Here is a 23,410-nt window from a genome sequence, read left to right on the forward strand (position 1 = left end):
CGCCCTCGTTCGTCGTTCGGGCCGGTTAGCGTATGAGGCGAGATGACGACGACGACGCTGGCCGACCATTTGCGCGCCCTGCCCGACGAGGAGCTGGCCGCGCTGATCCGGCTGCGCCCCGACCTGGTCATCCCGCCGCCGTCGGACTTCTCCGCCCTGGCCCACCGGGCGCAGTCGCGGGTGGCCGTGGCCCGCGCGCTGGACGCCCTCGACCAGTTCACCCTGGAAATCCTCGACGCGTTGCGGTACACCCGCGTGGGTCACACCTCGTCCGTCGAGGCGGTCCTCGCGCTCACCGCGCAGTCCGGGGTGGAGGCTGCCCGGGTGCGCGCCGCGATCGACCGGCTGCGCGCGTTCGCGGTGATCTTCGGGCCGGATGAGGCGCTGCGCATCGTGGGGGCGGTAGAGGAGGTCTGCTCGCCGTACCCCGCGGGACTCGGAAGGCCGGCGGAGGAGCTCGACCCGATGGCGGGCGTCCTGGCCGCCGACGCCGCCGGGCTGCGCCGCACCCTGCTGGCCGCCCCACCCGCCGCCCGCGCGGTCCTCGACCGGCTCGCCGCCGGTCCCCCGGTGGGCACGGTCGCCGTCGCCAGCCTGCAGCCCGGCTCCGACTCGCCCGTGCGCTGGCTGGTCGAACGCCACCTGCTGGTCATCGTCGGGCGCGACGCCGTGGAGCTACCGGTCGAGGTGTCGCTGGTGCTGCGCCGCGAGTCCGGGCCGCTCGGCCAGCTGCACCCCGACCCCCCGCCGATGGACACCCCCCAGCGCGACCCTGCCCAGCTGGACCGGGCGGGCGCGGGGCAGGTCCTGGATCTGGTGCGCAACGCCGAGACGCTGATCGAGGCCATCGGTCAGGAGCCGCCGTCGGTACTTCGCTCAGGCGGCCTCGGCGTGCGCGAGCTGCGCCGCTACGCCAAGACCGTCGGGGTGGACGAGCCGCAGGCGGCGCTGCTGGCCGAGGTGGTCACCGCGGCCGGGCTGATCGGCGAGGAGATCATCGACAACAAGCGGGTCGAGAGCGTCTTCCTGCCGACCGTGGCGTACGACGCCTGGCGGGCCGGCGGCATCGCGGCCCGCTGGCACCGGCTCGCGGTCGGCTGGCTCACCATGACGCGCGCCCCGGCCCTGGTCGGCCAGCGCGACGACCGCGACCGGCCGATCAACGCGCTCGCACCGGAGCTGTCCCGGCCGGGCGCGCCGGCCCAGCGCCGGGCCGCGCTGCAGGTGCTCGCCGACCTGGCGCCGGGCTGCACGGTGGCCGCGGCCGGGGTGGTGGAGACGCTGGCCTGGCGGGCGCCGCGGCGGATCAACCGGGGCGCCTCGGCCGGCATCGAGGCGAGCCTGGCCGAGGCCGCGTTCCTGGGCCTGACCGGCTTCGACGGGCTGACCGGCTACGGCCGGCTGCTGCTGGCGGAGCTGCAGGCAGACGGCCTCGACCCCGAGGACCCGCTGGGCATCGACGCCCCCGGGGGCTTCGCGCTGGCCGGCTCGGCCGCGCTGCTCGACACGCTGCTGCCCGCCCCCGTCGACCACGTGCTGCTGCAGGCCGACCTCTCGGTGATCGTGCCCGGCCCGCCGGAGCCCACCCTGGCCGGCGAGCTTGAGCTGCTGGGCCAGCAGGAGTCGGCCAGCGTCTACCGGATCACCGCCGAGACGGTGCGCCGCAGCCTGGACGCCGGCTACTCGGCCGCCGACCTGCACGCGCTGCTGGCCCGCCGCTCGCGCACGCCGGTGCCGCAGACGCTGACGTACCTCGTCGACGACGTCGCCCGCCGCCACGGCGGGATGCGGATCGGCTCGGCCAACTCCTACGTGCGCAGCGACGACGAGTCGGTGATCGCCGAGGTGCTCGCCGACCGGCGGCTGCAGTCGCTCGGCCTGCGCCGGCTGGCCCCCACGGTGCTGGCCTGCCGCCACACGCCGGCCCGGCTGCTGGAGGCGCTGCGCGATGCCGGCTACCCGCCGGTGCAGGAGGACTCGACCGGCGCCGCCGTCCTCACCCGGCCCAAGGCCCGGCGGGGTTCGCCGCGGCCGGCATGGGCCGCCAGGGGTGTCGAAGATCCCGCCGCATCGGTACGGCTTTCCGCACCCCGCCTGGCCGGGGTCATCGAGCAGATCCGCCGGGGCGACGCGGCGGCCCGGGTGGCGCGGCGGGCCCCGGTGACGGTGCGGGCCAACGGGGCCAACGGGGCATCGCACACCGAGGCCCTCGAGGTGCTCCAGCAGGCGCTGCGGGACAAGACGCGGGTGTGGGTCGGGTACGTCGACGCGCACGGGGCCACGGCGTCGCGGCTGGTCCGGCCCGTCTCGATGGGGTCGGGGTACCTGCGGGCGGAGGACGAGCGCACGGAGATGCTGCACACCTTCGCGCTGCACCGCATCACCGGAGCGGTTCCCGAGTCCGAGGTGTAAGCGCTATTCGCTGGCTCGCACCGTGCCGATGACGGACACGACGAGCAGGACGCCGGCCAGGACGCCGGCGGTCTCGCCGATCGCGTCGGTGAGCGGGCTGTGCAGCACCAGCCAGGAGACCAGGAACCAGGCCAGGGTGGCGATCGCGACGACGGCGACGCCGAGCTTGGCCATGCATCGATGGTAGTTGCGCCATCTGTCCGGCGGATCAGGTGATTTTCCTGATCCGCCCCCGATGTGCCCGGAGCCCGGATCGGACGACGCGCCCGCCCCCGAACTGATTCGACCACCCGGATCGCTGACCGGGTGGTCCCGAACGCGCCCGTCCGGCTCCGCGGCGACGGCCGCGAGACCGTCAACCTCCAAAACGCGCCCCGGGTGGCGGGCGGTTGCAAGGGGGTCCTCTCTTCCCACTATCCGGGAATGTCATACCCGCATGCGACACTGGTTCGGTGCCAGAAGGTCCATTGATCGTCCAGTCCGACAAGACCCTGCTGCTCGAGGTCGACCACCCCGACGCTCAGGCGTGCCGCATGGCCATCGCGCCGTTCGCGGAGCTGGAGCGCTCGCCGGAGCACGTGCACACCTACCGGCTGACCCCCCTCGGGCTGTGGAACGCGCGCGCCGCGGGCCACGACGCGGAGAGCGTGGTCGACTCGCTCCTGCGCTACTCCCGCTACCCGGTCCCCCACGCGCTGCTGGTGGACATCGCCGAGACGATGGACCGCTACGGGCGGCTCCAGCTGCTCAACGACCCGGTCCACGGCCTGGTCCTGCGCGCCTCCGACCGGGCGGTGCTGATCGAGGTCGCCAAGAGCAAGAAGCTCGCCGGGATGCTCGGCGCCCATATCGACGCCGACACCGTCATCGTCCACGCCTCCGAGCGCGGGCGGCTCAAGCAGGCGCTGCTGAAGCTGGGCTGGCCGGCGGAGGACCTGGCCGGCTACGTCGACGGCGAGGCGCACCCGATCCACCTGGCCGAGAGCGACTGGAAGCTGCGCTCCTACCAGCGCGAGGCGGTCGACTCGTTCTGGGCCGGCGGCTCGGGCGTGGTGGTGCTCCCCTGCGGCGCCGGAAAGACGCTGGTCGGCGCGGCCGCGATGGCCGAGGCCCAGGCGACGACACTGATCCTGGTCACCAACACGGTCGCCGGGCGGCAGTGGAAGCGTGAGCTGATCGCCCGCACGTCGCTGACCGAGCAGGAGATCGGCGAATACTCCGGCGAGCGCAAGGAGATCCGGCCGGTCACCATCGCGACCTACCAGGTGCTGACCACCCGCCGGAGCGGCCAGTTCGCGCACCTGGACCTGTTCAACGCCCGCGACTGGGGCCTGGTCGTCTACGACGAGGTGCACCTGCTGCCCGCCCCGATCTTCCGGTTCACCGCCGACCTGCAGGCCCGGCGGCGGCTGGGGCTGACCGCGACGCTGGTGCGCGAGGACGGGCGCGAGGGCGACGTGTTCTCGCTGATCGGGCCGAAGCGCTACGACGCGCCGTGGAAGGACATCGAGTCGCAGGGCTGGATCGCGCCGGCCGAGTGCGTCGAGGTGCGGGTGACGCTGACCGACGCCGAGCGGATGGCGTATGCGGTGGCGGAGCCGGAGGAGCGGTACCGGGTGGCGGCGACGGCGCGGACCAAGCTGCCGGTGGTGCGCGCGCTGATCGACCGGCACAAGCACGAGCAGATCCTGGTCATCGGGGGGTACATCGACCAGCTGCACGAGCTCGGGGAGTTCCTCCAGGCGCCGATCGTGCAGGGGTCGACCACGAACCGGGAGCGGGAGAAGCTCTTCGACGCGTTCCGGGCGGGGGACCTGCGGACACTGGTGATCTCCAAGGTCGGGAACTTCTCGATCGACCTGCCGGAGGCGGCGGTCGCGGTGCAGGTGTCGGGGACGTACGGGTCGCGGCAGGAGGAGGCGCAGCGGCTCGGGCGGGTGCTTCGACCCAAGGCCGATGGGCGGCAGGCGCACTTCTACACGGTCGTGGCCCGGGACACGATCGACACGGAGTACGCGGCGCATCGGCAGCGGTTCCTGGCCGAGCAGGGGTATGCCTACACGATTACCGACGCCGACGACGTGCTGGCCTGATTCGCGCTGCTCAGGTCTTGATTCGGTAGCGGAGGTACACGACACCGCTGCCGAGCTGGCTGCCGTGTTCGTCCTCGATGTAGCCGTCGAGGGACACGTTCGACACGTAGATCAGCTTGGCCATGGCGCTGCGGCGTGGTTGGTTACGGGCCCTCGGTCAGCACCGACAAGGCCTCGGTTATCAGGGCGGAGACGTCGTCGGTGGACTCGGCGGTCTCCGCCCAGGCCATCAGGGCGTTGATCATGGCGCCCACGCAGGCGCCGACGAAGGCCTGGCAGCGGAAGTCGTCGGCGGGGCGGCCCAGGCGTTCGGCCAGCGGGGCGGCCAGATGGCGGATGGACTCCTGCATGACGTCCAGGGCGCGCATGCGCAGGGCCGGGACCGAGAACTGGAGCCTGGCCCGCTGCAGGACCTGCTCCGTCTCCTCCTCGGTCACGCCGGCGATGGTCGTCAGGAAGGCGTTGCGGACGACGTCCAGCGGGGGCAGGCCCGGCGGGGCGTTGCGGATCTCCTCGGCCATGAGGTCGTCGTAGCGGTCCTGGATGACCACGTCTTCCTTGGTCTTGAAGTAGCGGAAGAAGGTGCTCGGGGAGATCTCCGCGGCCTCCGCTATCTGCTCCACGGTGGTGGCCTCGTAGCCCTGCTGGACGAACAGGCGCACGGCGTGCTCCTGAATCGTCCAGCGGGTCTTCTGCTTCTTGCGCTCACGCAAGCCGGGAGAGCTCATCAACCGATTCTTTCGCAGCGTCGGGCGATTGCGCATGGGGCAGGAAGAACGCCACCAGAATGGCGCCCACCACGGCGATGGCGGCGCAGACGAGCAGCACCGCGGCCATGGCGTCCAGGAAGGACGTGCGGGCGGCCAGGGCCAGGGCGTGGTCGCCCGTCTTGGCGGCCAGGTGCACGGCGGAGGAGATGGACTGGCGGGCGGCTTCCGGGGCGTTGTCCAGGCGGTCGCGGTACACGGCGGAGGTCAGGCTGCCCAGCAGGGCCACGCCCAGGGCGCCGCCGACCTGGCGCAGGGTCATCGTGATCGCGGTGCCCGAGCCGGCGTCGTCGCGCGGCAGGGAGCCGAGCACGGCGTCCATGGCCGGGGTCAGGGCCAGGCCCACGCCGGCGCCGGTGATGGCCAGCCAGGCGGCCACGTAGCCGTAGCCCGAGCCGATGCCGGTCTGCGCGCCCATGACCATGCCGGCGGCCCCGATGAGCAGGCCCACGGCGATCGGGATGCGGGTCTGGGTGAGGCGGGCCAGGCGCTCGCCGAAGGGCGCGCCGAAGAACATGCCGCCGATCAGCGGCAGCAGGCGCAGGCCCACGCCCAGGGCGTCGCTGCCGCGGACCGCCTGCAGGTACTGCGGCAGGATGAACAGCGCGCCGAAGAGGGCGAACGAGGCCAGGACGCCGGCGGCGGTGCCCCAGGCGAAGCGCGGCAGGCGGAACAGCCGCAGGTCGATCATGGGCTGGGCCAGGCGCCGCTCGACGAGGGCGAAGGCCAGCAGGAGGAGCGCGCCGGCGGCGAGGGCGGCGAGGACCCTCGCGTCGGTCCAGCCGCGGGTGGGGGCCTCGATCACGCCGTACACCAGGGCGACCAGGCCCAGCGTGGACAGCGCGGCGCCGAGGTAGTCGATGCGCTTGGGGTTGGCCGAGCGCGACTCGGGGATGAGGAAGGCGACGGCGACCAGCGCGATCAGGGCCACTGGCACGTTGATGACGAAGATCGAGCCCCACCAGAAGTGCTCGAGCAGGTAGCCGCCGATGATCGGACCGAGCGGCAGGCCGATGCCCATGCCCATCGTGACCAGGGCGATCGCCTTGCCCCGGTCGCGCTCGTCGAACAGCACCGGCAGGACGGCCATCGTGAGCGGGGTCAGGATGGCGCCGCCGACGCCCATGAGCGCGCGGGCCGCGATGACCTGGCCGGCGCTGTCGGCGTAGACGGCGACCAGCGAGGCGGCGGCGAACACGAACAGCCCGGCCATGAGCAGCCGCTTGCGGCCGTAGCGGTCGCCGAGCGCACCCATGACGAGCAGCAGGCCGGCGAAGACCAGCACGTATGCGTTGACGATCCACTGCAGGTCGTCGCTGCCGGCGTTGAGCGCGGTGGCGAGGGTGGGCAGGGCGACGTTGAGGATCGTCGTGTCGAAGCCGACGGTGAGCACGCTGAGCACGATCGCGACCAGCGCCCACCACCGCCGTGGGCTGGAAGTGACAGCATCCATGATTTGAGAGTAACTGTCACTTGGTAGCCGCTGTCAATCAACGCCGGGTATCCGTTTTACACCCCGCCAGGGCATAAATCGGATAAGTCGTGGGAGCCGCCGCGGGTCTTGGCACAGCGGAGCTGGCAGGGAGGCCCCCCGGGGCCGACCGGTTCGCCCAGTCTGGCTCGATGCGGCTTCGCTCTGATCGACCCAGACCAGGCGCCGACGGGAGCAACGGTCCCTGGTTGCGCGGACCGGAGTCCCGAAAAAACTAGGCGGCCCGGAACTCCGCGGACAGCAGCTCCGCGATCTGGGCCGTGTTCAGCGCCGCGCCCTTGCGCAGGTTGTCGCCGGTCACGAAGAAGTCGAGCGCGCGGGGATCGTCCACCGAGCGGCGGATGCGGCCGACCCACGACGGGTCCGTGCCCACGGCGTCGATCGGCATCGGGAACTCGCCGGCGGCCGGGTCGTCGACCAGGATCACGCCCGGCGCGTGGCGCAGCACCTCGCGGGCGCCCTCCGCGTCGACCTCCGCGCCGAAGACCGCGTGCACGGCGACGGAGTGCCCGGTCACGACGGGGACGCGGACACAGGTCGCGGAGACCTTCAGGTCGGGCAGGCCGAGGATCTTGCGCGACTCGTTGCGCAGCTTGAGCTCCTCGGAGGACCAGCCGGCGTCGCGCAGGGAGCCGGCCCACGGCACCACGTTGAGCGCCAGCGGGGCCGGGAACGGGCCGAGGTCGTCGCCCACGGCCTGGCGCACGTTGCCGGAGCGCGAGCCCAGCGTGCGGTCGCCCGCGACCCGCCGCACCTGGTCGAGCAGGGTGTCGACGCCGTCCTTGCCGGCGCCGGAGACCGCCTGGTAGGAGGCCAGGACGAGCTCCTTGAGGCCGTACTCCCGGTGCAGCGGCGCCAGCGCGACGATCATCGTCAGGGTCGTGCAGTTGGCGTTCGCGATGATGCCCTTGACCCGGTTGCGCACCTGCTCGGGGTTGATCTCGGGCACGACGAGCGGCACGTCGGGGTCCATGCGGAAGGCGCCGGAGTTGTCCACGGCGATCGCGCCGCGCGACACCGCGACCGGCGCCCACTCGGCCGAGACCTCGTCGGGCACGTCGAACATGGCCACGTCGATGCCGTCGAAGACCTCGGGGGCCAGCTCGTGCACGAGCAGCTCCTCGCCGCGCACGGTGAGTCGCCGGCCCGCCGAGCGCTTCGACGCGACGAGCCGGATCTCACCCCACACGTTCTTGCGCGACGACAACAGGTCGCACATCACGGAGCCGACCGCCCCGGTTGCTCCGACCACGGCCAGGCTCGGCAGAGCGCCCATGGGGACGACCTACCTTCCGGTCCCCGCGTACACCACAGCCTCCTCGTCGCCGCCGAGCTCGAAGGCGTCGTGGATGGCGCGCACGGCCACGTCGAGGTCGGTGTCGCGGCACACGACCGAGACCCGGATCTCCGAGGTCGAGATCATCTCGATGTTGACCCCGGCCTCGGCCAGCGCGGCGAAGAGCTTGGCCGCGACGCCCGGGTTGGAGCGCATGCCGGCGCCGATGAGGGAGACCTTGCCGACGTGGTCGTCGAACAGGATCGTCTTGTAGTCGACCGTGGCCTTGATGCGCTCGAGCGCGGCCTTCGCGGCGGGGCCGTCGGTCTTGGGCAGCGTGAAGGAGATGTCGGTGCGGCCGGTGCTCTCGGTCGACACGTTCTGCACGATCATGTCGATGTTGGTCTCCGCGGCCGCGACGGTCTGGAAGATCCGCGCGGCGACACCGGGCTGGTCGGGCACGCCGACGATGGTGATCTTCGCCTCGCTGCGGTCGTGCGCGACGCCGGTGATGAGCGCTTGCTCCACGGGAAGGTCCTCCATCGATCCGGTGACCATGGTGCCGTTTGCGGTTGAGTACGAGGAACGGACGTGGATCGGCAGCGAGAAGCGCCGCGCGTACTCGACGCTGCGCAGGTGCAGCACCTTCGCGCCGCACGCGGCCAGCTCGAGCATCTCCTCGTAGGTGATCTGGTTGATGTGCCGGGCGTTCTTGGCCACCCGCGGGTCGGCGGTGAAGATGCCGTCGACGTCGGTGTAGATCTCGCAGACGTCGGAGTGCAGGGCGGCGGCCAGGGCCACGGCGGTGGTGTCCGAGCCGCCCCGGCCCAGCGTGGTGATGTCCTTGGTGTCCTGGGAGACGCCCTGGAAGCCGGCCACGATGGCGATCGCGCCCTCGTCGAGCGCGCTGCGCAGCCGCCCGGGGGTGACGTCGATGATCCGGGCCCGGCCGTGCGTCGACGTGGTGATCACGCCGGCCTGGCTGCCGGTGTAGGAGCGGGCCTCGAAGCCCAGGTTGTTGATCGCCATCGCCAGCAGCGCCATCGAGATGCGCTCGCCCGCGGTGAGCAGCATGTCCAGCTCGCGACCGGCGGGCACCGGGCTGACCTGCGAGGCGAGGTCCAGCAGCTCGTCGGTCGTGTCGCCCATCGCGGACACCACCACGACGACCTCGTGGCCCGCCTTGCGCGTATCGACGATCCGCTCGGCGACGCGCTTGATGCGCTCGGCGTTGGCGACGGACGAACCGCCATATTTCTGCACGATCAGCGCCACCGCCGTCGAGCTCCTTCCAGGTCACACGAGAGGTCGCACGCGAGTACACGCGAGGTCAACGCAGCCGAGCGTACCGGGGTGGGATGCCCCTCGGGAGTGGCGTTCCACGATCCGGCCGCCCCGCCGGGCGAGAATACGCGGGTGCTGCAGCATCGGGTCGGCAATCGTGCGATCACTGTGACCACCGGCACGGCCTTGGCCGTGCTCACCGGCCTGCTGGTCGCCGCCTGCGGCTCGTCGGGGGCGCCGGACACGCCCGTGGCGAGCGCGAGCGCGGAGCCGGCCCAGCCCGACCCGAGGGCCCTGCTGGCCGCCCGGGTGGCGGTGGCCAAGGACAAGCGGTACGTGGCTGCCTACACGCTGACGGCGCAGGGCAAGGCGCCGCGCTCGATCCTGGTCACCGTCGCCACCGACCGCACCTGGCGGGTTGACGTCCAGGGCGGCGCGCTCGGCGGCACCCAGGACGTGGCGATCGCGAGCCGGCCCGAAGGGCTCTACCAGTGCCCGATCAACCCGGCCAGCGGCTGCGTGCGGGTGGCCGCCAGCGGCAAGCGGCTCCCGGCGGCGGTCGACCCCCGCCTGCAGTACGTCTTCGTGGCCTGGCTCGACGTGCTGCTGGACCGGCAGATCCCGCTGGCCGTGGCGCCGGCCGAGGCGCTGGCCGACACGTCGGCGCCCTGCTTCGCGGTCGAGCCGGGGGTGACCGCGATCGCGCCGCCGATCGACCCGGGCACCTTCTGCTACAACGACGACGGCATCCTCACCGCGGCCAAGTTCGCGTTCGGTCAGCTGACGCTGACCGGCGAGGTGGTCGCGGCGCCGGGCACCATCTCGCTGCCCGGGCCGGTGGTGGACGGCTCGCCGCTGTCCACGTCCGCCCCGCCCCCGCCGCCGTCCGCCCCAGCCTCGCCCACGCACTCCTGACCGGGTACAGTGGCGCTTGACATGTGGCAGACGCTTCTTCTTGGTCGCCGCGACGAGGCCCTCCAGGCCGGCACCTCGTCGCGGGGATAACGCGCGCGTCTGCGCTCCTTGCCGGTCGTTCCTCGAAGATCGCGCAAACTCATCCAGGAGCAGATAGAGCATGTCCGAAATCGCCCGTCAGAACGCCAGCCGTATGCCCATCCACCGCTACCGGCCCTTCTCTGAACAGTTCCCGATCCCGCTGACCGATCGGCAATGGCCGGGCAACGAGGTCAAGGTCGCCCCCCGGTGGTGCGCCGTCGACCTGCGCGACGGCAACCAGGCCCTCATCGACCCGATGTCGGTCGAGCGCAAGCGGCGGATGTTCAACCTGCTGGTACGCATGGGCTACAAGGAGATCGAGGTCGGCTTCCCGGCCGCCTCGCAGACCGACTTCGACTTCGTGCGCACCCTGATCGAGCAGGACCTCATCCCCGAGGACGTCACGATCCAGGTGCTGACCCAGTGCCGGGACAACCTGATCGAGCGCACCTTCCAGTCGCTGGTCGGGGCCCGCCGGGCGATCGTGCACTTCTACAACTCGACCTCGACGCTGCAGCGCCGGGTGGTGTTCGGCCTGGACCGGGCCGGGATCACCGACATCGCCACCACGGGCGCGCGGCTGTGCCAGAAGTACGCCGAGGCGATCACCCCCGACACCCAGATCTTCTACGAGTACTCCCCGGAGTCCTACACCGGCACCGAGCTGGACTACGCGCTCGAGGTGTGCAGCGCGGTCATCGAGGTGCTGCAGCCCACCCCGGACCGCCCGCTGATCGTCAACCTGCCGGCCACGGTGGAGATGGCGACCCCGAACGTCTACGCCGACTCCATCGAGTGGATGTCGCGCAACCTGCCCCGGCGCGAGTCGGTGGTGCTGTCGCTGCACCCGCACAACGACCGCGGCACCGCGGTGGCCGCCGCCGAGCTGGGCCTGCTGGCCGGGGCCGACCGGGTGGAGGGCTGCCTGTTCGGCAACGGCGAGCGCACCGGCAACGTCGACCTGGTGACGCTGGGCCTGAACCTCTTCTCGCAGGGTGTCGACCCGCAGATCGACTTCTCCGACATCGACGAGATCAAGCGCACGGTGGAGTACTGCAACCAGCTGCCCGTCCACGAGCGCCACCCCTACGCGGGCGACCTGGTGTACACCGCCTTCTCCGGCTCCCACCAGGACGCCATCAAGAAGGGCTTCGAGTGGCTGGAGCGCGACGCCGCCAAGGCGGGCGTGCCGGTTGAGCAGTTCACGTGGGGCGTGCCGTACCTGCCCGTCGACCCGAAGGACCTGGGCCGCTCCTACGAGGCGGTCATCCGGGTCAACTCGCAGTCCGGCAAGGGCGGCGTCGCGTACGTCATGAAGAGCGAGCACCACCTGGACCTGCCCCGCCGGCTGCAGATCGAGTTCTCCGGCGTCGTGCAGCGGCACACCGACGACGAGGGCGGCGAGGTCAACCCGCAGGCGATGTGGGACTTCTTCGCCGGCGAGTACTTCAGCGACCGCCGCTTCGCGCTGGTCGGGTACGAGGCCACCACCGCCGACGGCAAGGTCACGCTGACCGCCGAGATCACCGCCGACGGCGAGGCCCGCACGGTGAGCGCCACCGGCAACGGCCCGATCGACGCGTTCGTGCACGCCCTGGGCGACGTCGGCGCCGACGTGCGGGTGCTGGACTACGCCGAGCACGCGCTCACCTCCGGCGAGGGCGCGCAGGCCGCGGCCTACGTCGAGTGTTCCGTCAACGGCGTCACGTACTGGGGCGTCGGCGTCGATGCGAACATCGTCACCGCCTCGCTGCGTGCCGTATTGAGCGCCGCCAACCGCGGTTAGTCGCCAATCGGACCCGCCCGTGAGGATCAACACGGGCGGGTCCTCCGGGCGCAACGGGCGCTGATGCCGCACAGTAATGGCGTGCGCCCCCTCACCAACGGCAAAGCCGTCCTCATCGCCCTCGCGATCGCCACGGTGCTGACCAGCGCCGGCAGCTGCGACGTCTCCTCCCCCTCAGACGGGAGCCAGCCCGCGTCAGGTGCGCCGGCCAACCCGGGCAACACCGGTAATGCCGGGAACGCCGGGAACGCCGGCAGCGCGACCGCTTCCCTGAACGCGCTGACCGTTGCCGCCGCCGGCTCGATGTCCGGCTACAGCCGCGAGAAGTTCCCCCACTGGATCGGGCAGGGCAGCGGCTGCGACACCCGCGAAGTCGTCCTCAAGCGCGACGGCAAGGACGTCAAGACGGGCGCCGACTGCAAGGTCACCGCGGGCAGCTGGGTCAGCCCGTACGACGACAAGGCGGTCACCGACCCGGGCGCCCTCGACATCGACCACATGGTCCCGCTCGCCGCCGCCTGGCGCTCGGGCGCGGCGGCGTGGACCGACGAACAGCGCAAGGGTTTCGCGAACGATCTGACCCGGCCGCAACTGTTCGCGGTTAGCCTGCAGTCCAATAGGGCAAAGGGCGACCAGGATCCGTCGACCTGGAAGCCGCCGTCGCACACGTACTGGTGCACGTACGCGCAAAACTGGGTCACGGTGAAGGCGTTCTACAAGCTCACCGTCACGCAGGCGGAGAAGACCGCGCTCGCCGACATGCTCGCGACCTGTAAGTAGCTTTCAGAGGGGGCCGGACAAAATGACGGAATCGACGACACCAAATCCGGCCCCTTCGGCCCCTGAGACCCCTGCCTCGACCCCGCCGGAAACTCCGGCCGCCCCGGAACCGCCGGCCGCGCCGGCCGCGCCGGAAGCTCCGGCCGCTCCGGCCGCTCCGGCCGCTCCGGAAGCTCCGCTGCAGACCGACATCATGGCCGGACCGGGCGGGGTCATGACCGACGAGGTCGGCGTCGTCACCGGCGAGCTGACGCTGCGCTCCGAGCTCGGCGCCGATGGGTCCTTCGTCGTCAAGGTCCAATACAAGGACGCCGATGAGTGGTACGTCGTGACCGGCGCAAAGGGCACCGTGAAGGACCCCGCCGACCTGGCCGCCGTGCACGCCGTCGTCGCCGGGATCCTCAATCGGCCCGAGGGTTAGACGGCTCTTCTTCCCTCGAAGGCGCGCCCGAGCGTGATCTCGTCGGCGTACTCCAGGTCGCCGCCGACCGGGAGCCCGCTGGCCAGCCGCGTGACGTTGAGGCCCATCGGCTTGACCAGCAGGGCGAGGTACGTCGCCGTGGCCTCGCCCTCGGTGTTGGGGTCGGTGGCGAGGATGAGCTCCTTGCACGCCCCGTCGGCCAGCCGCGTCATCAGCTCGCGGATGCGCAGGTTGTCCGGGCCGATGCCCTCCAGCGGGTTGATCGCCCCGCCGAGCACGTGGTAGCGGCCCCGGAACTCGCCCGTGCGCTCGATCGCGACGACGTCCTTGGGCTCCTCGACCACGCAGAACACCTCGTCACTGCGGCGCGGGTCGCGGCAGATGCGGCACAGCTCGGCCTCGGCCACGTTGAAGCAGCGCGTGCAGAACCGCACGAGCTCCTTGACCCGCTGCAGCGCCTGGGCGAGCCGCTTGACGTCGGTGGGGTCGGCCGAGAGCACGTGGAACGCGATGCGCTGCGCGCTCTTCGGCCCGACCCCCGGCAGCCGGCCGAGCTCGTCGATCAGGTCCTGGATGGCGCCTTCGTACACGCCCGATGCCCGCTCTTAGAACCCGGGCAGGCCGAGCCCGCCGCCCAGGCCTCCCAGCCCGGCGGTCAGCGGCCCCATCTTCTGCTCGGTGAGGTCCCGCGCCGCCTGGGCCGCGTTGTGCACGGCCGCCACGATCAGGTCCTCCAGCGTCTCCACGTCGTCCGGGTCGACCGCCTTGGGATCGATCTTGACCGCCACGACCTCGCCGGTACCTTTCACGGTCGCCGTGACGAGCCCGCCCCCGGCCGTGCCGGTGAGCTCCGCCTCGGCCAGCTCGGCCTGCGCGGCGACCATCTGCTGCTGCATCTTCTGCGCCTGCTTCATCATCTGCTGCAGGTTGGGCTGTCCACCGGGCCGCACGGGCCGCTCCTTCAACTCGTGTGACGGATGTTCCGACCAGCTTATGCCCTACCCAAATACGTAGTTGCCTGACCCGATCCGGCATACGACTCTGGGTGGGATGGGTGGCACGGACCGGACGGCAGCACAGGGCGAGCGGCGGCGTTGCGGCACCTAGCGATATGGCAGCTTGTGGTCTGGCGATCTGTGACGCGGCTGACTCATACTGTTCGACGAAGGCTAAGGGGGGAACCGATGCCTACCGTCATCTACCGAGATCCGGACTTGGTCATCACGGACGACGTCTTCGCCGTCTGGAATCCCGAGCCCCAGGTCTACGACCTGGAGGGCCTCGATCGGCCGCGCGTCGAGCACGACGGGCACCCTGCACGCATCGTACTGCTCGTCGCCGGGGCGCTGGTCACCGTGGGGGCGGCGGCCGTGCTCACGTTCAGGTACACGGATGCGGCCGGGCCGTACGTGATCACCGCGGCCGCGCTGGCCGTCTCGCCGCTGACCAACCGGGCGCTCCGGGTCTTCACGCCGGTCGTGTGGTCACTGCGCGCCCGGTACGCGGGCGCCGACGTCACGCTGTTCTCCACGACCAGCGCCGTGTCCGTCATGCGCGTGCGGCGGTGCCTGATGCGCGCGTTCGCGGCCAACGCCGCGAGCGTGGAGCGCCTCGACCGCGCCGGCTACGCCGAGGCCTACCGGAGGTTGAACTCCCTGCTCTGAGGACGCGCCGTGAAGGTTGCCCGCGGGAATGTTGGTCCCGCGGGCAGTGCCCGTTGCCCGGTTTGCCGGAAATACGCATTCATGGGCCAACTTCGCATGCTCACGTGGTGTATGACACGCCGCTCACTATGCTGAAGGTTCACGTCCTTGGGTTTGAAGGAGGCCGACCCGTGGCCGAGAACAACAACCCCCTGGTGTGGCGCAAGGCCGCGATCTGTGGCAACACTACGTGCGTGGAAGTGGCGTTCATCGCCGATGGCATCCTGGTTCGTGATTCGGAAGACCCCAGCGGTGCTCGTCTGGAATTCGGCTCGGCGGATTGGCGCACGTTCCTAGCGGGATTGCGCATCGACAGCCTCACTCCGCCGCGTTGAGCGCTACTGCCTGTCGAACCGGCCGGCCTTGATGCCGCCGACGAACGCGGCCCACGTCTCGCGTTCGAACGACAACACCGACCCGTCCAGCTCCTTGGCGTCACGAACAGCAATCCCGTCGTGCGCGCGGTCGGCGACCTCGACGCAGGTCTGGTTGGCGCAGTAGCTGCTCTTTCGCCAGGCAGGCGTGACCGCCATGTGCATATCGATCCCCTTCTGAGATGGTCTCCGGAAAGCTATTCAGTCCGAAGATCACTGCCGGCCGGATAGGCGCCGGCGCTGGCGGCCGCGGCGGCGATCCTTCTGGCCGAATTCTTCTCGTCGAGCGCGCCGTCCCACGTGCGGTCCCAGCCCTCGCGATGGCGCGCGATCCGGACCGCGTCGTCGACGATCTCGTCGTAGAGGCCGCTCTCCCGGTAGAGCACCGCATGCCCGTCCGCCTCACCCGCCAGGTTCAGCAGGTCGAAATGGCCGAAGGGGGGCATCGGACGCGAGGACGGGTGGATGCGCACGACGACCAGGCCGTCCTCGATCGCCGCGCTGATCGCGGCGAGCTGCTCGCGCAGGACCTCCACCCCGCCGACCTCGCGCAGGAGGATGGACTCGTCGACGAGGGCGTGCAGCGCCGGCCGGGGCTCGCGCCCGCGCAGCATCTTCTGGCGCTCCATCCGGATCGACATGCGGGCCTCGATGACGTCCTCGGCGATCTCGTACGCGTAGCCCTCGAGGATCGCCCGGGCGTACCGCTCGGTCTGCAGCCATCCGGGGAACGTCGTCGGCGCGAAGCTGCGGATGGAGGACGCCTCGGCCTCGAAGCTGATCAGCTGGCGCGTCGCCTGGGTCAGCAGGGCGCCCTGGTAGCGCTTGTCGTCCCACCACTGCTTGCGCTGCCGGGCCGCCGCCGTGGCCTCCAGCAGCTCCTCGACGACCTTGCGGTCCTTGACCCCGAGATAGGCCAGCAGCGGGCGCAGGTCGTTCTTCGAGATCGTGACCTCGCCGGACTCGATGCGCATCACCTTGGAGAGCGACCACTCCATGGCCTCGGCCACCTGGGTCTGCGTGTCACCCTTGGCGCTGCGGGCGTCCTTGATCGCGAGCCGGACCTTCCGGCGAGCGACGGCGGGCGTGTCACCCGGACTCATGACGTCGTCGTGTCCCTCGTTGGACGTATGCCTACTTGCCGCATAGCTGCTGGTGTAACCCTACGTCGCCGGTAGGCGTTCGGTTGACAGACACCGTCAAGCGCCTACCCGCTCGTCGCGGAACAGGCCGCCCGTTCCGGGTGGTCTCGTTCGAGCCGCGGTAACTATACGGCCTTTCTGCCATACGGCTGTTCGGGATATGGCACGTTCGCCGGATCGTTACCTACCGGCTAGTAGGGTCACAGTGCGGCATACCGCCGCCGCTCCCGCTCCCGCCACTCCAGTGCCCTGATCAGGGCGCGCCGGACCTGGCCGAAGGTCCGCGGGTCACTGCTGTGGAAGAGGCGCACGTCGTGGAGACCGTACTGGGCACGGATCTCCTGCGCGGCGCGGGTGCGGCCGACGCGGGGGTGCTCCAGGACGTACACCTTCTCCAGGAAGTCGATGCGGTACTCCACCCGCGCGGGTCTCAGGATCACGAAGTAGTCGGTGGCCACGATCAGGTCGGGACTTCTGTAGAACATTCGCATCCCCCTCACCAACGAGAACAGCGCCCGGTTGCCGCCCGGGCGCTGTTGCGTGTCGGCCACTCGCCCCCTCGTGGCTCAACTACTGTCGATGGTCGCATGCCGTATGCCTGGGCGCTAGGCAACTACCTGCCATATCGCTGGTTGCCCTACTCAGATAGGTAGGGGGTGGCCGCGCTGCTCCAGGGCGCGGATCAGCGCCCGGCGCACCGCCCCGAAGGTGGACCGGTTGGTGGTGAAGAAGATGCGCACGTCCGCGGCCTCGTACCGCGCCCGGATCTCGTGCCCCGCCCGGAAACCGGCCCCCCGACCGTGCCGGACGATGTACGGGGACTGGATCCCCTCGAGATGGAACCGCATTGGATTGGGTTGCAGAATGACCACGTAGGTGCTGGTGATCAGGATGTCCGAGCTCCGATAGAACATCGCCGCCCCCTCAACAGCGTGCCGATGCACCGATGGTCCCATGGCCCGTCACGCCCGAACACCCTTCAACCTGCCGTACCGCAGATGGCGATATGACAAGTGGCCGTCCAGTGGATGACGTTCCGGGTGTGACGTGCGTCATGACACCCCGACGTGCGTCATGACACCCCGACGGGGGGCCAAACGCCGCCGGGCCGGCCCCCGGATGGGGACCGGCCCGGCGTTTCGCCTGGTAGGCGGTGCGGAGGATACGAGATTCGAACTCGTGAGGGTTTTATCCCAACACGCTTTCCAAGCGTGCGCCCTAGGCCTCTAGGCGAATCCTCCGTGCGACAGGATACCCATTGCTCGCGGGGTCTGTGCACCAGGGTATTGTGGTGTCCAAGCCACTCGTGCGGCGACACCTCATGAACCTCCCCAGGGCCGGAAGGCAGCAAGGATAAGTGAGCTCTGTCGGGTGCACGGGTGGCCTCTTTGCATCCGGCGCCCCCGCCCGCCCGCGTGACGGCTGCCGGAAAGTGTCGGTGGTGCGGAGTACGGTGGTCCCGGCTCTAGTCGAACGGAGGGACCGCAGGTGGCGCTCGCGCTCTACCGAAAGTACCGGCCTCGCACGTTCGCCGAGATCATCGGGCAGGAACACGTCACCGAGCCGCTGTCGCAGGCGCTGCGCTCGGGGCGGCTCAACCACGCCTACCTCTTCTCGGGTCCCCGCGGCTGCGGCAAGACGTCCAGCGCCCGCATCCTGGCCCGGTCGCTCAACTGCGAGCGCGGGCCGACCCCCGAGCCGTGCGGCGAGTGCCAGTCCTGCCGCGACCTGGCCCCCGACGGCGCCGGCTCGATCGACGTCATCGAGATCGACGCGGCCAGCCACGGCGGCGTGGACGACGCCCGCGACCTGCGCGAGCGCGCCTTCTTCGCCCCGGTGTCGAGCCGCTTCAAGGTGTACGTGATCGACGAGGCCCACATGGTGTCCTCGGCCGGCTTCAACGCCCTCCTCAAGCTGGTCGAGGAGCCGCCGGAGTACGTCAAGTTCGTCTTCGCCACCACCGAGCCCGAGAAGGTGCTGGGCACGATCAAGTCCCGCACCCACCACTACCCCTTCCGCCTGATCCCCCCGGGCGTCCTGCGGCCCTATCTGGAGCAGCTGACCGCGGCCGAGGGCGTAAAGGTCGAGCCCGCCGTGTTTCCTCTGGTGGTACGGGCGGGGGCCGGCTCGGCCCGTGACAGCCTCTCGGTCCTCGACCAGCTGATCGCCGGCGCCGGCGACGAGGGCGTCACCTACGCCCGCGCGGTGGCCCTGCTCGGCGTCACCGACGTGGCCCTCATCGACGAGATGTGCGACGCCCTGGCCGCCGACGACGGCCGCAGCGCCTACGGCGTCATCGACCGCGTCGTCGAGGCCGGCCACGACCCGCGCCGCTTCGCCTCCGACCTGCTCGAGCGCCTGCGCGACCTGATCGTCCTGCAGCAGATCCCCGACGCCGTCACCAAGGGCCTGCTGGACGCGCCGCACGACCAGCTCGAGCGGATGGGCGCCCAGGCCACCCAGCTCGGCCAGGCGGCCCTGTCCCGCTACGCCGACATCGTCCACAACGGCCTGACCGAGATGCGCGGCACGACCGCCCCGCGCCTGCTGCTGGAGCTGATCACCGCCCGCATGCTGCTGCCGGGGGCCGACTCCTCCAGTTCCGCGCTGCTGCAGCGGCTGGAGCGCATGGAGCGGCGCCTGCAGGCCGGCGGGGTGCCCGCCGCCGAGGCCCCGGCGGCGCCGCCGATCGCGCGCGGCGCGGTCGAGGGCAACCGCGGCCTGGACTACATCCGCGGTGCGGCCGTGGAGGCGGCGCCGGCGGCTCCCCAGGTGCCGCCCGCGCCCGCCCCGGCCGCCTGGTCGGACGCCCCCGCGGCTGCCCCACCTCCGGCGGCTGCCCCACCTCCGGCGACTACCCCGGCGGCACAGGTCGAGGCCGCTCCGGAGCCGGCGCCCGCACCCGTCGCTCCCCGCCCGGCCCCGACCCCTTCCGCGGCCGCGGGCGGCGGCGGAAGCCTGGACGCCGACGCGATGCGCCGGGCCTGGCCCGACGTCCTGTCGCTGGTCAACGACAAGAGCAAGAAGACCGGCGCCATCCTGCGCGACGCCACCGTCCAGGCCGTGGAGTCCAACACCCTGGTCCTGGGCTTCAAGTACTCCACACACGCCAACATGCTCAACGCCGGCCCCGAGGTGCTGATCAGCGCCCTGCAGGAGCTCTTCGGTGGCCGCTGGCAGGTCCGCTGCGAGGTCGGCGGTCAGCCGGGCGGCGGTGGTGGGGGCGGCAACCGCCCGACGCCGCCGCAGCCCACCCCGTCGCCGGCCGGACCGTCGGCTCCCCCGCCGGCCCCTTCCGGAGCGTCCATCGAGCCCCAGTACCGCCCGGCGCCTCCACAGGCCTCCGGCGACCACGGCTCCCCGCGCCGCTCGGCCCCAGCTCCCGCCCCCGCCGCCACGGCGGTGATGGCGGCGACCGGCGACGGCGACTGGCCGACGCCCGCGGTGCCGGGCGGCGCCGCACCGCAGCCGGCGGCCGCCGAGGACTGGCCCACCCCGGCGACGCTGGGCTCCGCCGCTGCCGCCGTCGTGGCGCCACCGGTCCCGCCCGCCCCCAGCGCCGCGTCGGCGGGCTCGGCGATCTCCGTGGTCCCTGCGCCACCGGCCCCGCCCGCCCCCAGCGCCGCGTCGGCGGGCTCGGCGATCTCCGTGGTCCCTGAGGCGCCCGCAGCCCCGCCCGCGCCGCCGGCTCCGGCCCAGCCCCGCCAGACGGGCTCCAGCGCCCTGGAACGCGCCCGCGAGGCGGCCAGCCGCGCCGCGGCCAACGGCGCCCGCCGCGCCCCCAACACCCCCGCCGCCCCGCCGGCCCCCGCCACGAACGGCGGCCGCCCGGCCTCTCCACCGCCCCCGGCGAACGGCCGCCGCCCGGCCGCCGCGAGCGCCGAGTCGGCCTGGGAGGGCACCGGCGGCGACGAGCCCCCGTGGGACCCCGAGTTCGACTCGCCGGTGGCCGCCGATCCGCGCTTCCCAGGGCTGGACCCGGGCGACGAGCTGCTGGACGACGCCAGCGAGGTCCGCGAGACGAGCGAGGAGGCCGCCCTGCGGCTCCTGATCGAGGCCCTGGGCGCCGAGAAGATCGGCGAGACCACCGGCTGACCTCCCACGCCCGGCCGCCGGTCCTGTCGGGTGAACGGTCCGAGAGGTCTCGGGTGGCTCCATCGCCGCACAGAGCGCATCGACGGGTCGGTTCGTAGCACGGGAGCCCTGGCGGTGTTGCGCAGCAGTCGCTGAGGCCCGAAGTTGTTGTGCCGTATTCGCCATGCGGGCTGGACAATTCGCATGGCAGCGACGTCAATAACTGGATGAGCCCTCCCGCCGATCGCCGAGTGGCAGGCCCGGCCCGGCGGTCAGTGCGTTGCGCGCTCGGGGTGGCGCGACAGTACGGTGCGCGTGCGGGCCAGGGTGGAGAACGGGTTGGCGAACTGCAGGACCAGGGTGGCGAACTCGGCGCCCGGCAGGCACGTGATGATGAGGAGCTGGTCGCCCCGGCGGACATCCCAGAAGGTGTCGCCCTGGGCGCCGGCGGTGATGATCCCGTTGACGTGCAGGCCGCCCCGCGGCGGCAGGGCCTCGGAGCGCGGGGCGATGCGGATCGCGGCGATGGCGGACACCGGGACCTCGATGCGCGCGCGGCGGGTCCACCAGCGGTCAAGGCCCTGAGGCTCGACGACCAGAGCCGTCTCGGTGACGGTCAGCTGGAGGTTGGTCGGGACCTTCATCAACGCGAGCAGGGCCGCGGCCATGACGATCGGGATCGCCGCGAGCGCCAACAACATGGAGCTCATGAAACCGAATGTACGCGCGTCAACGTGAGTGGTTGGCGATTTCATGAAAGCGGACCGAACGGGCGAATCCGGTAGGGGTAACGGGATTGATTCACACCATTGACTGGATTGACGGCGCGGTGGTGGTCGTGGATCAGACACGGCTGCCCGGCGAGACCGTGTACCTGCGGCTGGAAACGGTCGAGGCGCTGGTGGACGCCATTGTGCGGCTGGCCGTGCGCGGGGCGCCGGCGCTCGGGGTGGCGGGGGCGTTCGGGGTCGCGCTGGCCGCCGTTCAGCATCAGGATGCGCAGGCCCGGGCTCATGCCGTACGCCTCATTGAAACGGCGCGGCCGACGGCGGTGAACCTGGCCCGCGGCGCGCGGCGGGCGGCGGCGCTGTTGCCGTCCTTCGACGCCGTGCTCGCGGAGGCTTTTCGCATTCGCGACGAGGAAATCGCCAGTTCGGCGGCGATGGCGCGGCTCGGGGCGGATCTCGTCGAGACGCTGTGCGGCAGTGGCATGCGGCTTCTCACGCACTGCAACGCCGGCGGGCTGGCCACCGTCGTGGAGGGCACCGCCTTGGCCGTGGTGTTCGAGTTGTACCGCCGCAAAGCCCTCCACAGCGTCATCGCCAGCGAGACGCGGCCGCTGCTGCAGGGGGCCCGGCTGACCACGTGGGAGCTCGGGCGGGCCGGGGTGCCGCACCGGCTGGCGGTCGACTCGGCCGGGCCGTTCCTGATGGCGCGCGGGGAGGTCGACGCGGTGATCCTCGGTGCGGACCGGATCTGCGCCAACGGGGACGTGGTGAACAAGGTCGGCACGTACTCGCACGCGCTCGGGGCATGGGCCGCCGGCATCCCGTTCATCTGCGTCGCGCCGGAGTCCACCGTGGACCTCGACACGGCGTCGGGGGCCGACGTGGAGATCGAGGACCGCGGGTCGGCCGAGGTCGTCGGGGCCGCGCCGGCGGGGACGGAGGCGGTCAACCCGGCGTTCGACGTGACGCCGGCCGCGCTGGTCACCGCGGTGGTGACCGATACGAGGGTCTTCTCAGGCCGGGCGGACGGCGCGGACGGTCCGGCCGTCGGCCGAGACCGACTCGATCCAGCCGCCGACCCGGCCCAGGCGCAGCAGCACGTCGGCCCGGGCCGGCAGGTCGGCCGACTCGCCCGCCTGGGGCGGCCAGGCCAGCCGGCTGTTGTGGCCGGGAGTGAGCCAGGGGGTCAGGGCGGCGATCGGGTCGGCCCCGTCCAGCGCGGCCCGGGCCGCGTTGAGATCGGCCAGCACGGTGTCCAGGGATCGGCCCACGGCCGGGGCGTTGCCGCCGCACATCGCCGCGGTGAGCTCCGGCCGGGCGGCGGCGACGCGGGTGCCGTCGCGGAAGGAGCCGGCGCCGAGCGTGCCGGCCAGGGGGTCGTTGGAGATGAGGGCGGCGACCGCGGCGGCGACCAGGTGGGGCACGTGTGAGATCGCGGCCACGGCGGCGTCGTGCTCGTCCGCGGTGGCCGGCACGACGCGGGCGCCCAGGCCGGTGATCAGGGCGGCCAGCTCCACCCAGTCGCGCAGGCCGGCGCCGTCCTCGGTCAGGCAGAGCACCCAGGAGCAGCCGTCGAAGAGCCGCGGGTCGGCGGCGGTGAAGCCGGACGTCTCGCGGCCGGCCATCGGGTGGCCGCCGATGAACGTGGCCAGGGCCTGGCCGCCGGTGCGCAGCCGATCGGCGGCCAGGTCGCGGACCGGGCCCTTGACCGAGGTGACGTCGGTGACCACGCCGACGTAGGCGAGGGAGGCCAGCTCGTCGAAGACCGCGCCGACGGCCGGCAGCGGCACCGCGACCACGGCGAGGTCGGCGTCGCGCACGGCGTCGCCGATCGACGCCGTCACGTGCCAGCGGGCGTTGGCCGGGGCCTGCGCGGCCGCCGTGCGCGCCGTGGCCCGGGTCGCCGGGTCGGCGTCGTAACCCTGCACGCGGTGTCCGTGCATCGCGAGCGCCCGCAGGACCGATCCGCCGATCAGCCCGAGCCCGATCACCGCCACGTTCAACGTCGCATCACGCACTGCGGAACTGTCGCACACTCGCCGATCACCCGTTCGGCTCGGGACGGCCGCCGAACGACTTATG

General features: G+C 71.7%; 22 protein-coding genes, 1 tRNA gene, 1 other RNA gene and 1 pseudogene. 11 read left to right on the forward strand and 14 right to left on the reverse strand.

Going from position 1 to position 23,410, the window contains the following annotated elements; genetic code table 11:
• Positions 1 to 42: 42 nt before the first annotated feature.
• Positions 43 to 2,412 (forward strand): helicase-associated domain-containing protein, encoded by a 2,370-nt coding sequence (locus tag ABD352_RS20555; RefSeq protein WP_344614043.1) that lies wholly within the window; start codon positions 43 to 45, stop codon positions 2,410 to 2,412.
• A 3-nt stretch (positions 2,413 to 2,415) separates the two neighbouring features.
• On the opposite strand, the gene ABD352_RS20560 is transcribed toward ABD352_RS20555, so the two are convergent.
• Positions 2,416 to 2,586, reverse strand: coding sequence for a hypothetical protein (locus ABD352_RS20560; RefSeq protein ID WP_344614044.1), 171 nt, complete (start codon positions 2,584 to 2,586; stop codon positions 2,416 to 2,418).
• A 278-nt stretch (positions 2,587 to 2,864) separates the two neighbouring features.
• Here ABD352_RS20560 and ABD352_RS20565 point away from each other — a divergent pair, with 278 nt between their 5' ends.
• Complete coding sequence (locus ABD352_RS20565; RefSeq protein ID WP_344614045.1) at positions 2,865 to 4,505, forward strand: DNA repair helicase XPB; 1,641 nt, start codon at positions 2,865 to 2,867, stop codon at positions 4,503 to 4,505.
• Positions 4,506 to 4,648: 143 nt separating this feature from the next.
• On the opposite strand, the gene ABD352_RS20570 is transcribed toward ABD352_RS20565, so the two are convergent.
• The 4 genes from ABD352_RS20570 to ABD352_RS20585 form a co-directional block, all read right to left on the reverse strand.
• Positions 4,649 to 5,233, reverse strand: a complete 585-nt coding sequence (locus tag ABD352_RS20570; RefSeq protein ID WP_344614046.1) for an acyl-CoA-like ligand-binding transcription factor — start codon at positions 5,231 to 5,233, stop codon at positions 4,649 to 4,651.
• Positions 5,211 to 6,725 (reverse strand): MFS transporter, encoded by a 1,515-nt coding sequence (locus ABD352_RS20575; protein WP_344614047.1) that lies wholly within the window; start codon positions 6,723 to 6,725, stop codon positions 5,211 to 5,213. Before ABD352_RS20575 ends, ABD352_RS20570 begins: the two co-directional genes overlap by 23 nt.
• Before the next feature lie 253 nt (positions 6,726 to 6,978).
• A complete protein-coding gene (locus ABD352_RS20580) occupies positions 6,979 to 8,040 on the reverse strand; it encodes an aspartate-semialdehyde dehydrogenase (RefSeq protein ID WP_344614048.1) in 1,062 nt (353 codons plus the stop codon).
• Between the two features lie 9 nt (positions 8,041 to 8,049).
• Positions 8,050 to 9,315 (reverse strand): aspartate kinase, encoded by a 1,266-nt coding sequence (locus ABD352_RS20585; protein WP_344614049.1) that lies wholly within the window; start codon positions 9,313 to 9,315, stop codon positions 8,050 to 8,052.
• A 177-nt stretch (positions 9,316 to 9,492) separates the two neighbouring features.
• Here ABD352_RS20585 and ABD352_RS20590 point away from each other — a divergent pair, with 177 nt between their 5' ends.
• The 4 genes from ABD352_RS20590 (at position 9,493) to ABD352_RS57660 (ending at position 13,307) form a co-directional block, all read left to right on the forward strand.
• Entirely contained in the window at positions 9,493 to 10,239 is a 747-nt protein-coding gene (locus ABD352_RS20590) for a hypothetical protein (RefSeq protein WP_344614050.1), read from the forward strand.
• A 160-nt stretch (positions 10,240 to 10,399) separates the two neighbouring features.
• Positions 10,400 to 12,106 carry a 2-isopropylmalate synthase gene (gene leuA, locus ABD352_RS20595; protein ID WP_344614051.1) on the forward strand — a complete coding sequence of 569 codons (1,707 nt, stop codon included), beginning with the start codon at positions 10,400 to 10,402 and terminating at the stop codon, positions 12,104 to 12,106.
• A gap of 63 nt (positions 12,107 to 12,169) precedes the next feature.
• Positions 12,170 to 12,886, forward strand: a complete 717-nt coding sequence (locus ABD352_RS20600; protein ID WP_425553579.1) for a GmrSD restriction endonuclease domain-containing protein — start codon at positions 12,170 to 12,172, stop codon at positions 12,884 to 12,886.
• Positions 12,887 to 13,100: 214 nt separating this feature from the next.
• Positions 13,101 to 13,307 carry a hypothetical protein gene (locus tag ABD352_RS57660; protein ID WP_425553580.1) on the forward strand — a complete coding sequence of 69 codons (207 nt, stop codon included), beginning with the start codon at positions 13,101 to 13,103 and terminating at the stop codon, positions 13,305 to 13,307.
• Here ABD352_RS57660 and recR read toward each other — a convergent pair.
• Both recR and ABD352_RS20615 read right to left on the reverse strand, forming a co-directional pair.
• A complete protein-coding gene (gene recR / locus ABD352_RS20610) occupies positions 13,304 to 13,897 on the reverse strand; it encodes a recombination mediator RecR (RefSeq protein ID WP_344614054.1) in 594 nt (197 codons plus the stop codon). The genes ABD352_RS57660 and recR overlap by 4 nt on opposite strands.
• Before the next feature lie 15 nt (positions 13,898 to 13,912).
• Entirely contained in the window at positions 13,913 to 14,233 is a 321-nt protein-coding gene (locus tag ABD352_RS20615; protein ID WP_344614095.1) for a YbaB/EbfC family nucleoid-associated protein, read from the reverse strand.
• A 258-nt stretch (positions 14,234 to 14,491) separates the two neighbouring features.
• On the opposite strand from ABD352_RS20615, the gene ABD352_RS20620 reads away from it, so the two are divergent.
• Together ABD352_RS20620 and ABD352_RS20625 are read left to right on the forward strand one after the other, a co-directional pair.
• Entirely contained in the window at positions 14,492 to 14,971 is a 480-nt protein-coding gene (locus ABD352_RS20620; RefSeq protein ID WP_344614055.1) for a DUF6232 family protein, read from the forward strand.
• Between the two features lie 170 nt (positions 14,972 to 15,141).
• The gene (locus ABD352_RS20625) at positions 15,142 to 15,345 is read left to right on the forward strand and encodes a DUF397 domain-containing protein (RefSeq protein WP_344614056.1); all 204 of its coding nucleotides are present in this window, start codon (positions 15,142 to 15,144) and stop codon (positions 15,343 to 15,345) included.
• Positions 15,346 to 15,348: 3 nt separating this feature from the next.
• Here the strand turns inward: ABD352_RS20625 and ABD352_RS20630 are convergent, their stop codons facing one another.
• From ABD352_RS20630 to ABD352_RS20650, 5 genes are all read right to left on the reverse strand, one after another.
• The gene (locus ABD352_RS20630; RefSeq protein ID WP_344614057.1) at positions 15,349 to 15,549 is read right to left on the reverse strand and encodes a DUF397 domain-containing protein; all 201 of its coding nucleotides are present in this window, start codon (positions 15,547 to 15,549) and stop codon (positions 15,349 to 15,351) included.
• Positions 15,550 to 15,581: 32 nt separating this feature from the next.
• Positions 15,582 to 16,487 (reverse strand): helix-turn-helix domain-containing protein, encoded by a 906-nt coding sequence (locus tag ABD352_RS20635; protein WP_344614058.1) that lies wholly within the window; start codon positions 16,485 to 16,487, stop codon positions 15,582 to 15,584.
• Positions 16,488 to 16,726: 239 nt separating this feature from the next.
• Positions 16,727 to 17,017, reverse strand: coding sequence for a hypothetical protein (locus ABD352_RS20640; protein WP_344614059.1), 291 nt, complete (start codon positions 17,015 to 17,017; stop codon positions 16,727 to 16,729).
• Between the two features lie 150 nt (positions 17,018 to 17,167).
• On the reverse strand, positions 17,168 to 17,440 hold the full coding sequence (locus ABD352_RS20645; RefSeq protein ID WP_344614060.1) for a hypothetical protein: 273 nt from the start codon (positions 17,438 to 17,440) through the stop codon (positions 17,168 to 17,170).
• A 242-nt stretch (positions 17,441 to 17,682) separates the two neighbouring features.
• A tRNA-Ser gene (locus ABD352_RS20650) sits at positions 17,683 to 17,767 on the reverse strand.
• A gap of 55 nt (positions 17,768 to 17,822) precedes the next feature.
• On the opposite strand from ABD352_RS20650, the gene ffs reads away from it, so the two are divergent.
• Both ffs and ABD352_RS20660 read left to right on the forward strand, forming a co-directional pair.
• Positions 17,823 to 17,916: signal recognition particle sRNA small type (ffs, locus tag ABD352_RS20655), an RNA gene on the forward strand.
• A gap of 98 nt (positions 17,917 to 18,014) precedes the next feature.
• A complete protein-coding gene (locus ABD352_RS20660) occupies positions 18,015 to 20,621 on the forward strand; it encodes a DNA polymerase III subunit gamma and tau (protein WP_344614061.1) in 2,607 nt (868 codons plus the stop codon).
• 251 nt (positions 20,622 to 20,872) lie between these two features.
• Here the strand turns inward: ABD352_RS20660 and ABD352_RS20665 are convergent, their stop codons facing one another.
• Complete coding sequence (locus ABD352_RS20665) at positions 20,873 to 21,310, reverse strand: hypothetical protein (protein WP_344614062.1); 438 nt, start codon at positions 21,308 to 21,310, stop codon at positions 20,873 to 20,875.
• A 128-nt stretch (positions 21,311 to 21,438) separates the two neighbouring features.
• Between ABD352_RS20665 and mtnA the strand changes: the two are divergent.
• Positions 21,439 to 22,287: pseudogene (gene mtnA, locus ABD352_RS20670) on the forward strand (S-methyl-5-thioribose-1-phosphate isomerase); the annotation flags it as partial.
• Between the two features lie 54 nt (positions 22,288 to 22,341).
• Here the strand turns inward: mtnA and ABD352_RS20675 are convergent.
• Complete coding sequence (locus ABD352_RS20675; protein ID WP_344614063.1) at positions 22,342 to 23,346, reverse strand: prephenate dehydrogenase/arogenate dehydrogenase family protein; 1,005 nt, start codon at positions 23,344 to 23,346, stop codon at positions 22,342 to 22,344.
• Positions 23,347 to 23,410: the final 64 nt, after the last annotated feature.

The sequence above is a fragment of the Dactylosporangium salmoneum genome (assembly GCF_039532525.1).
Taxonomy (GTDB): domain Bacteria; phylum Actinomycetota; class Actinomycetes; order Mycobacteriales; family Micromonosporaceae; genus Dactylosporangium; species Dactylosporangium salmoneum.

Bases quoted from the DNA above. Each gene is read 5' to 3' on its own strand.
- ABD352_RS20575 (WP_344614047.1), bottom strand. From the start codon at position 6,725: ATGGATGCTGTCACTTCCAGCCCACGGCGGTGGTGGGCGCTGGTCGCG.
- ABD352_RS20570 (WP_344614046.1), bottom strand. From the start codon at position 5,233: ATGAGCTCTCCCGGCTTGCGTGAGCGCAAGAAGCAGAAGACCCGCTGG.
- ABD352_RS20555 (WP_344614043.1), top strand. From the start codon at position 43: ATGACGACGACGACGCTGGCCGACCATTTGCGCGCCCTGCCCGACGAG.
- ABD352_RS20620 (WP_344614055.1), top strand. From the start codon at position 14,492: ATGCCTACCGTCATCTACCGAGATCCGGACTTGGTCATCACGGACGAC.
- ABD352_RS20580 (WP_344614048.1), bottom strand. From the start codon at position 8,040: ATGGGCGCTCTGCCGAGCCTGGCCGTGGTCGGAGCAACCGGGGCGGTC.
- ABD352_RS20665 (WP_344614062.1), bottom strand. From the start codon at position 21,310: ATGAGCTCCATGTTGTTGGCGCTCGCGGCGATCCCGATCGTCATGGCC.
- ABD352_RS20645 (WP_344614060.1), bottom strand. From the start codon at position 17,440: ATGTTCTATCGGAGCTCGGACATCCTGATCACCAGCACCTACGTGGTC.
- ABD352_RS20635 (WP_344614058.1), bottom strand. From the start codon at position 16,487: ATGAGTCCGGGTGACACGCCCGCCGTCGCTCGCCGGAAGGTCCGGCTC.
- ABD352_RS20640 (WP_344614059.1), bottom strand. From the start codon at position 17,017: ATGCGAATGTTCTACAGAAGTCCCGACCTGATCGTGGCCACCGACTAC.
- ABD352_RS20560 (WP_344614044.1), bottom strand. From the start codon at position 2,586: ATGGCCAAGCTCGGCGTCGCCGTCGTCGCGATCGCCACCCTGGCCTGG.
- leuA (WP_344614051.1), top strand. From the start codon at position 10,400: ATGTCCGAAATCGCCCGTCAGAACGCCAGCCGTATGCCCATCCACCGC.
- ABD352_RS57660 (WP_425553580.1), top strand. From the start codon at position 13,101: ATGACCGACGAGGTCGGCGTCGTCACCGGCGAGCTGACGCTGCGCTCC.
- ABD352_RS20630 (WP_344614057.1), bottom strand. From the start codon at position 15,549: ATGCACATGGCGGTCACGCCTGCCTGGCGAAAGAGCAGCTACTGCGCC.
- ABD352_RS20600 (WP_425553579.1), top strand. From the start codon at position 12,170: ATGCCGCACAGTAATGGCGTGCGCCCCCTCACCAACGGCAAAGCCGTC.